Source organism: Halogranum gelatinilyticum (assembly GCF_900103715.1).
GTDB lineage: Archaea > Halobacteriota > Halobacteria > Halobacteriales > Haloferacaceae > Halogranum > Halogranum gelatinilyticum.
Window position 1 is genome coordinate 116,072 of record NZ_FNHL01000002.1, and the last position, 15,706, is coordinate 131,777.

Consider the following 15,706-nt stretch of genomic DNA (forward strand, 5'->3'; position numbering starts at 1 on the left):
ATAAACCCTCGCCGCCACCAGACGACTTTTCTCCCTCTCGGCCGACCACGCCGCCATGGACATCGGTCTCGTCGGCAGCGGTCCGGCCGCGGAGGCGGCACGGGCGGCCTTCACCGACATCGACGCCTCGGTCGCAGAGACAGCCGTCGGCGACCTCGCTCGGTTCGACCTCGGTCTCGTCGTCGCACCCGCCGGCGCGGACGTCTTCGAGCGCGCGAACGACGCGGCCGAGCGGTGGCTCGCCGTCGAAATCGGCGGACTCGGCGGGCACGCACTCGACGGCGTCGACGCCGCAGTCTCGGCGTTCACGGCCGAGTCGGGCTGCTACACCTGCCTCCGCGCGCGCGTGGCTTCAAATCTCGACGCCGCAGCCGACCGGCCGCGCGGTGACCGCAGTGCCGTCCGTCTCGCCGGGGCAGTCGCCGGGCGTCGGGCGGTCCAGCTGCTCTCGGGCGCGGAGTTAGGAGGAACCGTCGTCGAGGTTCCCGGTCCCGAACGCGAGTTCCTACCGGTACCGGGCTGTGACTGCGGTGCGACGCCCGACCGGACGCTCGAACTCACCCACCGCGACGTGTCCGTCGACGACTCGCTCTCGCGGGCCGAACGCGGGCTGGACGACCGCCTCGGACTCGTCCGGCAGGTCGGCGAACGGGAGTCCTTCCCCGTCCCGTACTACCTCGCACAGACCGCCGAGACGACCGTCTTCAGCGACGCGCGCGCCGCGGAGTTCGCCGCCGGTGTCGACCCCGACTGGGACCGTGCGTTCATGAAGGCACTCGGCGAGGGACTCGAACGCTACAGCGCGGGCGTCTACCGAGCCGCTGACTTCACGACCGCGCCCGAGGTGAACCTCTCGGGGACCGTCTCGCCCCGCGCGTTCGCCCGGCCCGAGGGCTTCTCGGCTCCCGACCCCGAGACGCCCGTCCAGTGGGTCGAGGGGACCGACCTCGCTTCGGGCGAGGAGGCACTGTTGCCCGCGGAGTACGTCCACTTTCCGCCGCCGACGCGGGGCGACCGGACGAAGCCAGCCATCACCACGGGGCTGGGTCTCGGCAACTCGACGGTCGAAGCGGTCCTCTCCGGACTCTACGAGGTGGTCGAGCGCGACGCGACGATGCTCGCGTGGTACTCGACGTTCGACCCGCTCGGACTCCGCGTCGACGACCCGGTCTTCGACGAACTCGTCGGCCGGGCGCGGGCGGAGGAGCTGTCGGTGACGCCGCTGCTCGTCACGCAGGACGTCGACGTGCCGGTCGTCGCCGTCGCCGTCCACCGCGAAGGAGAGGAGTGGCCGCAGTTCGCGATGGGGTCGGGCGCGGACCTCGATGCGGCTGCCGCGGCCCGCTCTGCACTCGCCGAAGCGTTACAGAACTGGATGGAACTCCGAACGATGGGGCCCGAGCAGGCGGCGGCAGAGGAGGGTGCCATCGGCGAGTACGCCGACTTCCCGTCGGCGGCCCGGCGGTTCGTCGACGTCGACGGTTCGCTGCCCGCCGAGAGCGTCGGCGAGACCGACCGCTCGGGCGAGGACGAACTGGAGACCGTCGTCGGCCGCGTCGCCGACGCCGGACTCGACGTCTACGCGGCCCGGACGACGCCGCGCGACGTCGAGCGGTTGGGCTTCGAAGCCGTCCGCGTGCTGAGTCCGCAGGCACAGCCGCTGTTCACCGGCGAGCCGTTCTTCGGCGACCGCGCTCTGGAGGTTCCGGAGTCGATGGGCTTCGAGGCGCGGCTGGACCGGCCGTTCCATCCGTATCCGTAAGTCGCTGAAAAGAGGTTTAGCCGTTCAGACGCCGAAGGTCGCCCGAAGCATATCGCGCGTTCCCGGGCCGAGACCGACGGCGAGAATCGCGATGAGCAAGAGCATGGTGTAGCGCGGACTCTCCTCGAAGATCTCCTCCTCGAACACCCAGACGACGAGCGTCGCGGCCACGAGCTTGACGAGGAGGAACGGCCAGGCGTCGCCCGTGACGGCCAGTACCGACGCGGGCAACGTCGCCGCGGTGATGTCGACGATGGCCTGGTTGACGGGGTGCTTCGGGACGAGGTTGGGACCGGCACCGAGTTTGGTCATGAAGTCGAGACCGACCACGTTGGCGACGCCGTCGACGGCGTGGCCCCAGATGATGACGAAGCCGATGGTTCCGGTCCCCTTGTTCACCTCGGGGACGTACCGTTCGACGAGTTTCCACGTCACGACCGCCGAGAGCGTCGCGCCGACGAGCATGACCGTGATGACCTGCGGGTAGAACGTGACGCCGTTTCCGCCGGTGACGGCGAGATAGGCCAGATAGCCGAGGGTCGGCAGGAGCGCGAGCAGGCCGAAGCCGAGAAGCGGCCGAGCGTAGTCGTCGACGACGCCGTTGCGGTCGAGGGCGACGGCGGCGACGACGGCGACGAGGGTGATGGCGAAGACGGTGACGTAGATGACCGGGCTGATGAAGAGCGTGTTCAACGGGTAGGAGATGAGTGCCTCCGCGCCCGCGGTGTCGTTGGCGTCCTCGACGACGCGGAGCGCGCCGCCGAAGAACATGAACGGCAGCAACGCGAAGAAGAACTCTCTGTCCTCACCGATGTCCAGTCGCTGCAGGAGGAAGACGACGCCGATCAGTGCGATGAGCAGGACGACGATGTAGCCGACCTCCGAGACGAGCGTGTAGCCCGGATACGCGACGGGTTCGGCCGCGGCGGTGCAGGCACTCGAACTGGAGAGATACTGGGTCACGCCGCCTTCGCGAATCGCACAGACCGCGGAGTTGGCGTCGGCCTGTACCGGACCCCAGAAGTAGTGCCAGACGAAGCCGTCGTAGACGATGCGGGGGAAGACCAGAGAGCCGCCGACCAGCCCGACGAGCAGGGCGAGGACGCTCCCGCCCCACAGCCGCTCGGGCTCGATACCGAGGCGCTCGCTCACCGTAGACATATGCCAACTGGCGACGCGGCCGATGTTGAGGGTTCCGGTCTCGTGCGTTTCGGCCGCAGTTAGAGTGGCAGCTCCTCGCTCTCGTAGTCGGTGCCGAGAATGACCATCGTCTGCGACCGAGAGAAGCCCTCCATCGCGGCGATGTGCTCGAACATCAGCTCTCGGAGACCGTCGGTATCGGCCGCGTAGACCCGCAACACCACATCCCACTCGCCCGTCGTCAGGTGGACCTCTTGGACGCCGTCGAGGTCTCGAAGCTGCTGAAGCGTCTCCTCCTCGTGACCCTGTTCGACCGTCAGCCCGACGAGCGCCGACGTGCCGAAGCCGACGGCCTTCGGATTCACCGCTGCGTGGTAGCCCTCGATGACACCGGCCTCCTCCATCCGCCCCACCCGGTCGTGGACGGTCGCACTCGACATATCGATCTGCCGGGCGATCTCGCTGAACGGGGTCCGGGCGTCTCGCTGGAGGATACGGAGAATCGCGCGGTCCGTGTCGTCGAGTTCCATACCGGAGACAGAGCCAGGAACGACTTTGCCCTTGTGAATCGCGCAGGCGGCGCGGGGGCCGTCGTCGTTGGTTTTGTTGGCATAGTGCCGCTCAGTCGTCCACACCACCGCGGCTGCACGAGACGCGCGCCAAGACGCGCGTCAGTGTGGTGCCGCTCAGTCGTCTACACCTCCGCGACTGGCGCGTCCTGCGCGACAAGCCGCGCGCAGAGACGCGTGTCGCTCAGTCGTCCAGTCCCTCGATAGCCCGCGTCGCCGCCAGCACTTCGTCGTGGACCGCCCCGTTCGAGGCGACGAGACCCGTCGAGTCGTGTCGCCACGGCTCGCCGTGGATGTCGGTGACCGTCCCGCCCGCCTGCCGGACCATGTGGACGCCCGAGACGGTGTCCCACGGGTTCGTGACCTCGTTCGTCAGCGTCCCCTCCAGTGACCCGGCGGCGACCATCGCCAGCACCACCTGCGCGCTGCCGAACCGCCGGAGGTCGCCGAAGCGTTCGACGATCTCGCGGGTCGCCGCGGCGTACTCCTCGCGGTGGTCGAAGTCCCACCAGAAGGTCGGGACGACCGTCGCCCGCTCGGGGTCGGCGACGTCGCTGACGGTGACCGGGGTTCCGTTGAGATAGGTGCCCTCGCTGTCGGCCGTGTAGACGTCGCCGCAGGCGGGGAGGACGTTGGCGGCGGCGACCGGCTCGCCGTCCTGCGTCGCGGCGACGGCGGTGGTCCACGTGCGGATGTTGCGAACGTAGTTGTTCGTCCCGTCGATAGGGTCGATCACCCACGCCGCGCCGTCGTCGGGGACGGTCTTACGGACGTCCTCTTCCTCGCCGACGATCGCGTCGTCGGGGTAGTGCTCGGCGATGACCTCGATGACGCGCCGCTGGGTGTCACGGTCGGCCTGCGTGACCACGTCGGTCTTCCCGCCCTTCGTCTCGACGTCGATACCGTTGCGGAACGAGGAGAGGGCGACCTCGCCGCCAGCGGTCGCGGCGCGCTCGGCGAGCGCGACACGGGATGGTTCGCTCATGCCACCGACTGCGGCGGAGGGATGTGTATAGCCGTCGGTTCGTCAGCCCAACTGACAGTCCGAGTCGAACTTATTGTTCGCCAGTGCGTCTCTCAGTGTCATGGCATCGCTCCCTCCGGACGTCCACGCGACGCTGACACAACTCCTCTCGACGGCCGAGCGTAACGTCCGCGACGGCGAGACGGACGCCGTGGCCGACCTCGTCGCGACCGTCGAGACCGTCACGAAGAACAAAGTCCCGCGGAGTTCGCTCAAGGAGCGACTTCTCCACGGCTGTGCGGAACTCGACGGACTCGTCGGCGACGAGCCAGCCGTGGCAGCCGAGTATCTCCGGTCGATGTGCCAACTCGTGGAAGCCACCGACCGGCAGTAACTGTCTGTCTCTGTCTGACTCTCGACACCGACTACAGCTCGACAGTAACCGAAAACGGGGGTCGAAAACGGGGGTCGAAAACAGGAGCGTAACCGACAACCAGAACCGCCGCTCGCGAGGGAGAGAATCGAAGAAGCGAGACACGCGATTTGGACCCGGACGAGAGACGTTTTCAACAGCCCCTACGACCCGTCCGTCCACGCCCGATTTCTCGAACGCGCCGATTTCACGAACACTGTTTTCACAGCATCCGATACTTGGTCTTTCCACCGCTCTTCTATGGAGCGGTCCTGGGCTGCTACGGTTCTCCGGCGGTGCGTTGTCCTTGTTCTCCTGTTACGGAGCCTTTGGTTGTTGCACCTCACCACTGCCGGTTTCACCCGACTGCGGCCGTCCGGTGTGTCCTCGCGGACTCGCACACTGTTGTATGTCACCACACTACATGAACGTTTTTCAGGGTTCTCCCGACTGTCCCGGTAGTCGACACGACGGGCGAGACCGCACCTCGGCTCTCCGTCGATCGCGGAACGCTCCTCACGACGACGGTCGCGTCCGCTCGTGAGGGTGAGAATCGAAGAAGCGAGACGCACGATTTGGACCCGGACGAGAGACGTTTTCAACAGCCCTTTCGACTCGTCCGTCCACGCCCGATTTCTCGAACGCGTCGGTTTCACGAACGCCGTTTCCACGGCATCCGATACTTGGTCTTCCCTCTGTTCTCTCTGGAACAGTCCTGGGCTGTGGCGGTTCTCCGGCGGCGCGTTGTCCTCGTCCTCGTTTTACCGAGTCTTTGGTTGTTGCACCTCACCGCTGTCGGTCTTATCCGACTGCGGCCGTCCGGTGTGTCCTCGTGGACTCGCTCTTCATAGTATGCCGCATTACATAATGAACATTTTGCATGGTTTGCGGGACTATCTCGGCCACCGACAGATCGCCCCGGTTCCAGCAAATTAACTCATTTGTGAATCCGCGTACCTTTTTGACCCTCCTTCCGGTATGCTGTTCTATGCACCCGGAGACGGCAGTTCGACAGCTGGAGTACGCGGTCGCCTCGAAACTCGAAGACGATACCTGGGGACACTGGGAAGCGACAGTCTACGCCGACGTCTTCGAGCACGTCGCAGAACGCGGAACGAGCGCCGACGTGGCCGAAGTGGTCGGCCACATCTCCGAGAAAGTCAGCGACGGCTACCGCCCGAACCCGGCGGACGTGAAGGCCCACGCCGACTCCCTCCTGACTGCTGGCGGCCGACCCATCACCGACGGCGGCGAAGAGTAACCACCGTCGTCGGGTCGCTGCCGACGGCTCTTTTCGCGCCCCAAGCCTTTTCGAGCGACTGCCCCAACGCCGGGTTATGTCCTCCACTTCCCTCGATAGCGAACCGCTCGAAGGCTGGCTCCTCGCCGGTCTCGTCGTCCTCGTCGTCGCCGTCGAACTCCTCCTCGTCTTACGCCCGGCACTCGGCGCGAGCGAGACGGTCCGCGTCGCACTCGCCGCGCTCGTCCTGCTCGTCGTCCCGACCGTCGTCGTCGGCGGCGTCGCCCGCGAGACGCTCCCTCCGGCCGCGCTCGTCGTCTCGCTCCCCCTTGCGGTGCTCTACGCTTACACCGGCCTGCTCCTCCCGTGGACACAGCTGTCGTTTCGACTCGGCCAACTCGGCGTCGAACTCGCCCTGGCGGTTCCCGTCGTCGGTGGCGACCTCGCTGGACTGCTGTTCGGTGGCTCCACGCTCGGCCAGCCGACGCTCGAACACGCCGCCTTCGGCCACCGGCTCTCTGTCGTCGCCGGGGTGGCCGCCGTCGTCGCTGCGGCGGTCCGGTCGCGGTCGACGTCGACCCACTTGGCTCGCGGCGATACCCGCGAGTGACGGTCCCGCAGCTCGCGGGATTGTTCACTACAGGAATGCAACGGGAGGGATTTGAGCCACTCCCAGACGTGCTCGCTTCGCTGCGCGCGTCTGGTCTCCTTCAAATCCCTCTGTCAGCGTCTCCACTCCTCACTGTCGTTCGTCGGGAGAGTGCAAAGGGAGGGATTTGAACCACGGTCACTCACTTCGTTCGTTCCCTGATTCAAATCCCTCGTAGAGATTCCTGTGGCTCGCGGGGTTGCTCGCCACAGGAATGCAAAGGGAGGGATTTGAACCCACGGACTCCTACGAGAGCGGATCTTGAGTCCGCCGCCGTTTCCAGGCTTGGCTACCTTTGCGCAGCGTCTTGTAGACAACCGGCTTATAATTATCCAGCGATTTCACGGTGGCCCCGGCCGGTCGTCTGACCGCTTCGTCCGCCACGCTCAGACGCTCGAGCACTATGCCGCACGCGACGTGTCGAAGAGTGACCAACAACTCATTAGGAGCTTCGCGTCGACTGGCTCGGTATGGACGAACACACCCGCGATCCTAGCGTCGCCCCACCGCTCGGCAATCCGACGGGGTGGCGCGTCGACCACCGCCGGTGGGAGCACGCAACGCTCCGTCGGGCGACCGAACACGGCGTCCGACTGTTCAACGACGGCGCGTACCACGAGAGCCACGACTGCTTCGAGGACGAGTGGTACAACTACGGCCGCGGCAGCCCCGAGAGTGCCTTCCTCCACGGAATGGTGCAGGTCGCCGCCGGAGCGTACAAACATTTCGACTTCGAGAACGACACCGGGATGCGGTCGCTCTTCCGGACCGCCCTCCAGTATCTCCACGGGATTCCCAACGACTTCTACGGCGTCGATCTCGAAGACATCCGCGAGACGCTCTCGGCCGCGCTCGACGACCCGACACGGCTCCACGGGTGGCGCATCTCGCTCGACGACCACCGCCCGACCGCCTACGACATCGACTACGAGTACGCCGAGGAACTGGAACACGGTCCCTGACCGACCGGACCGTCCGCGGCCACGAGACGACTGTCTCCGCAAGTCAGATTCTTAAGGCACTTTAGCCGGCAGGTGGTAGGGCGAGCAATGAGAGTCTATCATCTCGGGGAGGGAACCCCCGAAGTCGCCGTCGTGGGGAGTATCCACGGCGACGAGCCGTGTGGCGTCCGGGCCATCGAACGGCTGGTCGCCGAGGACCCCGACGTCGAACGCCCAATCAAACTCATCGTCGCCAACGAGGAGGCCCTCGATGCTGGTGTCCGCTATCTCGACGAGGACCTCAACCGGGCGTTCCCGGGCGACCCCGACGCCGACAGCCACGAACGCCGTCTCGCACACGAACTGAAACAGGAGCTTCGCGACTGTACCGTCCTCTCGCTGCACTCGACGCAGTCCTACGGCGAACCGTTCGCGCTCGTCGACACCGTCGACGCCGTCACCCGCGCCATCTGCCCTCGTCTCCCCGTCGACGTCGTCGTCGAGACCGAGAAGTTCACCGAGGGGCGACTCATCAAACATCCTCACACCATCGAGGTCGAATGTGGCTTCCAGGGTTCCGACGAGGCCGCCGAAAACGCCTACTGGCTGATTCGCGCGTTCCTCGCCGCCACCTCCGTGCTCCCGGCCCCGACGGCCGAGGACCCGGTCGACGCGGGCGGCCGCAAGGACGTCACCGTCTTCCGTCTCTTAGAGAAGATTCCGAAGGGACCCGCCGAGGAGTACGAGGTCTTCGCGACCAACTTCGTCGAGGTCCAAGCGGGCGAGCGGTTCGCCGCAGCCGACGGCGAGGACTTCTACGCCGACGAAGCCTTCTATCCGATCTTGCTCTCGCCGTACGGCTATCAGGACGTCTTCGGCTACGCAGCGGAGAAGGTCGGCGTCCTCGACTGACTCACTCTCCGCTCGTCGCGACGACGTGGCTCGGTCGTCGTCTCCCGGTGCCTACTCGTCTCTCGATTTTCTCCGTTTCTCAGCACCTACTCGTCTCTCGGTTCCAGTTCGACGCGCGTGAGCGTCCGGTCCAGATAGCAGTGGTCGTGTGGCGGCTCGCCGACGACCTCCTGAATCCGGTATTCGGTGTCGAAGTCTGCGCCCTCGGGGACGCAGAGTTCGTGACTCGGACACTCGGTGTGCGGGCAGGGGCCTTCGAGTTTCGCCTTGCTCCCGGCGTAGGCTCCCTTGGAGGCGACGTTGGCAGGGACGGTGGTCGGTTCGACCTCGACGGCTTTGACGCCGGTGTCGTGGACCGCGCAGTCGAGCGTCTGTGTGTTCTCGCGGACGTCCGTGATCCGGTAGCGCGAGCCCTCTGTGAGGTTGAGACACTGGGTTCGATAGGGACAGCCCTCACAGAGCGTCGACTCACCCTGGTAGACGAACTCGCGGCCGGGTTCGGCGAGACGGGCCCCGATGAGCGTGACTTTGGACATGGCCCGCCCTTCGTCACCCGTGGGAAAAAGACTCCCGTCTCGGGGGGTCCGTTCGGTGCTCCCCCTCAGCCGTCGTCGCGGTCGAGCAGCCGGTCGAGTTCGTCGAAGTAGTCCTCGCGGGGGACCTGATACAGCCCGCGGTAGTCGACCGCGCCGTCGACGAACCGCTCGGCGTAGTCGACCGCGCCGACGACGGCGTCTTCGCGGCTGTCGAACTCCTCGGTCCCGGCCTCGATGTCGGGTTCGAGAAAGAGCGTCGCGTGCCAGACGTCGGTCGAGACCTGTGAGGCACCGGGTCGCTTCGAGCGCGACCCGTTGGAGACGAAGATGGTCGGCATACAGGGTGCCGGAAAGTCCTCGGTGTTGAACACGTCGGGACGGTAGGCCAGGATGGCGCGTCCCTCGGGTTCGTCGTTCCAGACGACCCAGCCGTCGGGCAGCGAATCGAAGCTCATAGCTCCCGGTTCTGCACGGAGCCCCAAATCCTGTTCGTTCGCGTCTCCCCCCGGAGACCACCGTACCGGTCCGTCCGGCTCCGAATACTGTCCGTCGGGCCGGAGTGTCGAGATCGTGAGAGAACCGACCGCGACCACAGCCACGTCGCCGACTTTGGTACGTCACGATTCCGAGATATCTCCCGAAACCAGAGAAAGCGTTATGTGTTACCGTCACTCATACTTCTAATAGTCTCGGTCTGTCTGACCGGACATCTGCCCTCCCGCGCGGACCGCCCGCCACCGGCCGCCATCCTCCGACCTTCGGACGGTGCTGTCTGGCGCGCGCACGGGACTCTGGCACACCTACACGCCGTGTCGGCGGCCGTCTGACGCCGACCACCCCGGTGGTGACCCGGCTTCTCTCTGTCTCTCTCAGCACACGCCGCGTGTGCCCCTCTGCGGTCAGACGAGACACGAACCCAATCACAATGACTGGAGATATAGACACACTCGCAGAACTCAGCCAGAAGTACAAGGAGTCGATGCCAGCGGACCTGCGAGACGCCAAGTCCTTCGACTGGTATCTCGAAACGCTGTACGAGGACCCACGAATCGCACGCAACGCCCACCAGCGGGTGGCCGATATGTTCGATTTCTACGGGACCGAGTACAACGAGGACCTCGGTATCGTCGAATACCGGCTGGCCTCCGAAGACCCCCTCCACGACGGAGAGAACGTCTTCTACGGCCGGGAGATCCACGACGCGATCCACGAGTTCGTCAACAAGATCAAGAGCGGGGCCCGCGGTCTCGGTCCCGAGAAACGCATCAAACTGCTCCTCGGTCCCGTCGGCTCGGGGAAGTCACACTTCGACTTCCTCTCGCGACGCTACTTCGAGGACTACACCCTCCGCGACGAGGGGCGGATGTACACCTTCCGGTGGGTCAACCTCTGTGACATCATCCGCGACCAGGACCCCGCCGACAACGTGGTCCAGTCGCCGATGAACCAGGACCCCATCGTCCTCCTCCCGCAGGAGCAGCGCGACGACGTCATCGAGCAGCTCAACACAGTACTCGACGCGCCGTACACCATCCGGAACGACCAGGCACTCGACCCGGCCTCGGAGTTCTACATGGACCGGCTGCTCGCGCACTACGACGACGACCTCCAGGAGGTCCTGGAGAACCACGTCGAGATCATCCGCCTCGTCGCCAGCGAGAACAAGCGGCAGTGCATCGAGACGTTCGAACCGAAAGACAAGAAGAACCAGGACGAAACCGAGCTGACGGGCGACGTCAACTACTCGAAGCTCGCCATCTACGGCGAGTCCGACCCGCGGGCGTTCGACTACTCGGGGGCGTTCTGTAACGCGAATAGAGGGATTTTCTCCGGCGAAGAGCTGCTCAAGCTCCAGCGGGAGTTCCTGTACGACTTCCTGCACGCGACGCAGGAGCAGACCATCAAGCCGAAGAACAACCCCCGGATCGACATCGACCAGGTCATCGTCGGCCGGACGAACATGCCCGAGTACCGCGACAAGAAGGGCGACGAGAAGATGGAGGCGTTCAACGACCGGACGAAACGCATCGACTTCCCGTACATCCTGGAGTACGACCAGGAGTCCCAGATCTACCGCAAGATGCTGCGGAACGCCGACGTGCCGAACATGCACATCGAGCCGCACGCGATGGAGATGGCCGGACTCTTCGGCGTGCTCACCCGCATCGAGGAACCCGACAGCGAGCGCGTCTCGCTCGTCCAGAAGGCGAAAGCCTACAACGGCGAACTCGACGACGGCGACGACGTGGACGTGAAGAAACTCCGCGAGGAGGGCGAGGCGAAAGCCGACATCGCCGAGGGGATGTACGGCGTCTCCGCGCGCTTCATCGGCGACGAGATCGCCGAGGCCATCATGAACTCCACGCACCGTGGCCGCGACTACCTGAGTCCGCTCACGCTGTTCAACCACTTCGAGGAGAATCTGGAGAACCACGGTTCCATCCCCGAAGAGAACCTCGAACGCTACTACCGCTATCTCGAACTCGTCCGCGAAGAGTACAAAGAGCGCGCCATCGAGGACGTTCGCCACGCACTCGCGTACGACCTCGACGAGATCCAGCGGCAGGGCGAGAAGTACATGGACCACGTCATGGCCTACATCGACGACGCCACTATCGAGGACGAACTCACCGGCCGCGAGCAGGAACCCGACGAGAAGTTCCTGCGGTCGGTCGAGGAGAAACTCGACATCCCGGAGGACAGAAAAGAGGACTTCCGACAGGAGGTCTCGAACTGGGTCTCCCGGCGTGCCCGCGAGGGGACCTCGTTCAACCCGCAGGACAACGACCGCCTGCGCCGCGCGCTGGAGCGCAAGCTCTGGGAGGACAAGAAACACAACATCAACTTCTCGGCGTTGGTGTCCGCGAACGAACTCGACGACGACGAACGCAACGCGTGGGTCGACGGGTTGGTCGACCAGGGCTACTCGCGCGAGGGTGCCCGTGAAGTGCTCGAGTTCGCCGGCGCGGAGGTCGCCAAAGCCGAGCTGGAAGAGTGAGCATGACAGACTACATCGGTGAGGCGGACCGCGCGCTCGATACGGCATACGAACCGCCGATGAGCCTCGCGGAGTACGTCGACCTGGTGTTCGAGCGGCCCTCTATCGCGTCGCACGCCAGCAAGTATCTCCTCGAGGCCATCGAGTCGATGGGCACCCGGCCCGTCGTCGAGGAGGGCAAGACCGTCGAGCGGTACCGCTTCTTCGACGACCCGCACAACGACGGCGAACACGCCATCCTCGGCAACACCGAGGTGCTCAACGGCTTCGTCGACGACCTGCGAACCATCGCCGCCGACCGCGGCAAGGGCGAGAAGATCATCTGGTTCGACGGGCCGACAGCCACGGGAAAATCGGAACTCAAACGCTGTCTCATCAACGGCCTGCGCGAGTATTCGAAGACCGAGGCGGGCCGACGTTACACCGTCGAGTGGAACATCGTCAGCGCGAGCGACACTCGCGGGCTGAGTTACACCGACGAGAGCGTCGACCAGGAGGCCGACTGGTACGAGAGTCCGGTCCAGTCGAACCCTCTCTCCGTCTTCCCAGCGGAGGTCCGCCGGGCACTCCTCGGGGAGTTGAACACCGGCTCCGACGAGCATATCCCGGTGACGCTCACGGCCGAACTCGACCCGTTCTGCCGTGAGGCCTACCAGTATCTCGAAGGCACGTACCGCCGCGCAGGGAAACAGGAGCTGTTCTCGAAGATCACGGACCCGAAACATCTCCGGGTGAAGAACTACATCGTCGACGTCGGCCGCGGCATCGGCGTGCTCCACTCGGAGGACGACGGCTCGCCGAAAGAGCGGCTCGTCGGTAGCTGGATGCCCGGCATGCTGCGCGAGTTGGACTCGCGCGGCCGGAAGAACCCGCAGGCGTTCAGCTACGACGGCGTGCTCTCGCAGGGTAACAGCCTCCTGACCATCGTCGAGGACGCCACCCAGCACGCGGACCTGCTGCAAAAGCTGCTGAACGTGCCCGACGAGCGGCGCGTCAAGCTGGACAAGAGCATCGGGATGGATATCGACACCCAGCTCCTGATCATCTCGAATCCGGACCTCGACGCGGTGCTCGACCAGCACGCCGACAGAAACGGGAGAGACCCACTGAAAGCCTTGAAACGCAGACTCGACCGCCACGAGTTCCGCTATCTGACGAACCTCTCGTTGGAGACCGAACTCATCCGGCGGGAACTGACGAACGAGACGACCGTGTGGGACGCCGACGAGTACGCGGAACTCGCCGAGCGCATCCGCGCGCCCGTCGTCCTCACGGTCAGCGAGGGCGGCGGCGTGGTGACCGACCTCGAATTCGCGCCGCACGCCGTCGAGGCGGCCGCGCTCTACAGCGTCGTCACCCGTCTCGGCGCGGAGGACCTCCCGCCGGGACTGGACCTCGTCGACAAGGCGTTGCTCTTCGACCAGGGCTACCTGCAGGAGGGCGACACCCGACGCGACGCCGACGAGTTCGACTTCGACCACACCGACGACGGCACACACGGGATGCCGGTGACGTACACCCGCGACGTCCTCGCGGACCTGTTGCACGTCGACAGCGACCGTCACCATCCGACCCTGCCCGTCGAGCGGGTCATCATGCCCGAGGACGTCCTCGACGCACTCGTCGAGGGGCTTCCCGTGGCTCCGGTCTTCTCCCGTGGCGAGGCCACGGAGTACGAGAGCCGTGTCAACGTCGTCCGCAAGCACGTCGCCGCCCAGCAGGAACGCGACGTGCTCGACGCGCTCTTGGCGGAGAAGGGCGTCGAGGAGGAGACCGTCGCCGAGTACGTCGAACACGTCTACGCGTGGGCGGCGGACGAGGAGATCGAGACCGAGCACGGCCCGGTCGAGCCGGACGGCCTGCTCATGAAGCTGTTCGAGACCGAGCATCTCGGCCGGTTCAAGAAAGACGACTACGTCGGCAACGAGCCGTCGGAGGCGGTCGAGGAGTTCCGCCGTGAGAAGATCATCACGGCACTCAACCGCTACGCGTGGGAGAACCGCGACGACGAGTTCTCGGCGAGAGACGTCGACTTCTCGGAGATTCCGGTCATCCGTGCGGTGCTCGAATCGCACGACTGGGACGACGTGAAACGCCTCTTCGAGGACTTCGACCCCAGACAGTGGGACTCGCCCCCGGCGAACACGGAGACTGCCACAGTGAAACGCAAGACGATACAGGAGCTGACGACGCGCGGCTACAGCGAGGCCTCGGCCGAGTTGACCAGCCGTGCCGTGATGGCGGGGGTGCAAGAGACGTGGGACTGAGAGAAGACTTAGAACGGTTCCGCGAAGTCGGCGAGAAGCGCCGACAGGACCTCAAGGAGTTCATCAGCTACGGCGACCTCGGCGGGTCGGCACCCAACAGCATCAACATCCCGATCAAGATCATCGACCTCCCGGAGTTCGCCTACGACCGCCGCGACATGGGCGGCGTCGGCCAGGGCCAGGGCGGGACGCCCGACGTGGGCCAGCCCGTCGGCCCGCCACAGCCAGCCGACGGCGACGGCGAGGACGGCGACCCCGGCGAAGAGGGCGGCGAGCACGAGTATTACGAGATGGACCCCGAGGAGTTCGCCCAAGAACTCGACGAGGAACTCGGACTCGACCTCGAACCCAAAGGGAAGCAAGTCGTCGAGGAGATCGAGGGCGACTACACCGAACTCACCCGGACGGGACCGAACAGTACCCTCGACTTCGAGAAGCTGTTCCGTGCGGGCCTGAAGCGCAAGCTCGCGATGGACTTCGACGAGGACTACGTTCGGGAGGCCTGCAAGGTTGAGGGCGTCACCGCCGAGGACGTCTTCCGGTGGGCGCGCGAGGAGAACATCCTCGTCTCGCACGCGTGGGTCAAAGACGCCTACGACAAGGTCCCCGACGAGGAGCGCGGGACGTGGGCGAGCTTCGAGGAGATGGCGGAGAACGTCGAGCAGACGACGACGCTCCAGCGCATCCGCCGCGACGGTCTGCGGAAGGTCCCGTTCCGTCGCGAGGACGAGCGGTACCGCCACCCCGAGATCATTGAGGAGAAACAGAAGAACGTCGTCGTGGTCAACATCCGCGACGTTTCGGGGTCGATGCGCGAGAAGAAGCGCGAACTCGTCGAGCGGACGTTTACGCCGCTCGATTGGTATCTGACCGGCAAGTACGACCACGCGGAGTTCGTCTACATCGCCCACGACGCCGAGGCCTGGCAGGTCGAACGCGAGGAGTTCTTCGGCATCCGCTCCGGCGGCGGCACGAAGATCTCCTCGGCGTACCATCTCGCCAAGGAGATTCTCGACGAGCAGTATCCGTGGGCCGACTGGAACCGCTACGTCTTCGCCGCGGGCGACAGTGAGAACTCCTCGAACGACACGAAGGAGAACGTCATCCCGTTGATGGAGGAGATTCCGGCGAACCTCCACGCCTACGTGGAGACCCAACCCGGCGGCAACGCCATCAACGCGACCCACGCCGAGGAGGTCGACAGCGCGCTCGGCGGCACCGACAACGTCGTCGTCGCGTACGTCAAGTCGCCCGACGACGTGCTCGACGCGATCTACAAGATTCTGAGTACGGAGGCAAACGATGAGTGAACGCAG

Annotated in this window: 14 protein-coding genes and 1 tRNA gene; 9 read left to right on the forward strand and 6 right to left on the reverse strand. The window is 65.4% G+C overall.

The genetic code is table 11. The annotated features are described in order from the left end of the window. Nucleotides 1–55: 55 nt before the first annotated feature. Complete coding sequence (locus tag BLR57_RS07045) at nt 56–1,762, forward strand: YcaO-like family protein (RefSeq protein ID WP_089695858.1); 1,707 nt, start codon at nt 56–58, stop codon at nt 1,760–1,762. A 24-nt stretch (nt 1,763–1,786) separates the two neighbouring features. On the opposite strand, the gene BLR57_RS07050 is transcribed toward BLR57_RS07045, so the two are convergent. The 3 genes from BLR57_RS07050 to BLR57_RS07060 form a co-directional block, all read right to left on the reverse strand. After that, the gene (locus BLR57_RS07050; protein WP_089695860.1) at nt 1,787–2,923 is read right to left on the reverse strand and encodes a DUF63 family protein; all 1,137 of its coding nucleotides are present in this window, start codon (nt 2,921–2,923) and stop codon (nt 1,787–1,789) included. Between the two features lie 59 nt (nt 2,924–2,982). Beyond that, entirely contained in the window at nt 2,983–3,432 is a 450-nt protein-coding gene (locus BLR57_RS07055) for an Lrp/AsnC family transcriptional regulator (RefSeq protein WP_089697620.1), read from the reverse strand. Between the two features lie 223 nt (nt 3,433–3,655). Beyond that, nucleotides 3,656–4,456 (reverse strand): inositol monophosphatase family protein, encoded by an 801-nt coding sequence (locus BLR57_RS07060; protein ID WP_089695862.1) that lies wholly within the window; start codon nt 4,454–4,456, stop codon nt 3,656–3,658. Nucleotides 4,457–4,556: 100 nt separating this feature from the next. Between BLR57_RS07060 and BLR57_RS07065 the strand changes: the two genes are divergently transcribed. The 3 genes from BLR57_RS07065 to BLR57_RS07075 all read left to right on the forward strand — a co-directional run bounded on the left by BLR57_RS07065 (nt 4,557) and on the right by BLR57_RS07075 (nt 6,697). Then, nucleotides 4,557–4,829 (forward strand): DUF8101 family protein, encoded by a 273-nt coding sequence (locus BLR57_RS07065; protein WP_089695864.1) that lies wholly within the window; start codon nt 4,557–4,559, stop codon nt 4,827–4,829. 1,006 nt (nt 4,830–5,835) lie between these two features. Beyond that, complete coding sequence (locus tag BLR57_RS07070) at nt 5,836–6,108, forward strand: hypothetical protein (RefSeq protein ID WP_089695866.1); 273 nt, start codon at nt 5,836–5,838, stop codon at nt 6,106–6,108. Between the two features lie 76 nt (nt 6,109–6,184). Continuing rightward, nucleotides 6,185–6,697, forward strand: coding sequence for a cytochrome b N-terminal domain-containing protein (locus BLR57_RS07075; protein WP_089695869.1), 513 nt, complete (start codon nt 6,185–6,187; stop codon nt 6,695–6,697). A gap of 254 nt (nt 6,698–6,951) precedes the next feature. Here the strand turns inward: BLR57_RS07075 and BLR57_RS07080 are convergent. Continuing rightward, nucleotides 6,952–7,035 (reverse strand) — tRNA-Leu (locus BLR57_RS07080). 171 nt (nt 7,036–7,206) lie between these two features. On the opposite strand from BLR57_RS07080, the gene BLR57_RS07085 reads away from it, so the two are divergent. Both BLR57_RS07085 and BLR57_RS07090 read left to right on the forward strand, forming a co-directional pair. Then, the gene (locus BLR57_RS07085; protein WP_089695872.1) at nt 7,207–7,698 is read left to right on the forward strand and encodes a DUF309 domain-containing protein; all 492 of its coding nucleotides are present in this window, start codon (nt 7,207–7,209) and stop codon (nt 7,696–7,698) included. 87 nt (nt 7,699–7,785) lie between these two features. Further along, nucleotides 7,786–8,589, forward strand: coding sequence for a M14 family metallopeptidase (locus BLR57_RS07090; protein ID WP_089695875.1), 804 nt, complete (start codon nt 7,786–7,788; stop codon nt 8,587–8,589). Between the two features lie 86 nt (nt 8,590–8,675). Here the strand turns inward: BLR57_RS07090 and BLR57_RS07095 are convergent, their stop codons facing one another. Together BLR57_RS07095 and BLR57_RS07100 are read right to left on the reverse strand one after the other, a co-directional pair. After that, nucleotides 8,676–9,125, reverse strand: coding sequence for a UPF0179 family protein (locus tag BLR57_RS07095; protein WP_089695877.1), 450 nt, complete (start codon nt 9,123–9,125; stop codon nt 8,676–8,678). A gap of 65 nt (nt 9,126–9,190) precedes the next feature. Beyond that, nucleotides 9,191–9,580: a DUF5820 family protein gene (locus BLR57_RS07100; RefSeq protein WP_089695879.1), complete on the reverse strand. Its 390-nt coding sequence runs from the start codon at nt 9,578–9,580 to the stop codon at nt 9,191–9,193. A gap of 470 nt (nt 9,581–10,050) precedes the next feature. Between BLR57_RS07100 and BLR57_RS07105 the strand changes: the two genes are divergently transcribed. The 3 genes from BLR57_RS07105 to BLR57_RS07115 are packed head-to-tail and all read left to right on the forward strand — an operon-like array spanning nt 10,051 to nt 15,700. Continuing rightward, the gene (locus BLR57_RS07105; protein ID WP_089695881.1) at nt 10,051–12,123 is read left to right on the forward strand and encodes a PrkA family serine protein kinase; all 2,073 of its coding nucleotides are present in this window, start codon (nt 10,051–10,053) and stop codon (nt 12,121–12,123) included. A gap of 2 nt (nt 12,124–12,125) precedes the next feature. Further along, nucleotides 12,126–14,390 (forward strand): PrkA family serine protein kinase, encoded by a 2,265-nt coding sequence (locus BLR57_RS07110; RefSeq protein WP_089695883.1) that lies wholly within the window; start codon nt 12,126–12,128, stop codon nt 14,388–14,390. Further along, complete coding sequence (locus BLR57_RS07115; protein WP_089695886.1) at nt 14,381–15,700, forward strand: YeaH/YhbH family protein; 1,320 nt, start codon at nt 14,381–14,383, stop codon at nt 15,698–15,700. Before BLR57_RS07110 ends, BLR57_RS07115 begins: the two co-directional genes overlap by 10 nt. Nucleotides 15,701–15,706 lie beyond the last annotated feature (6 nt).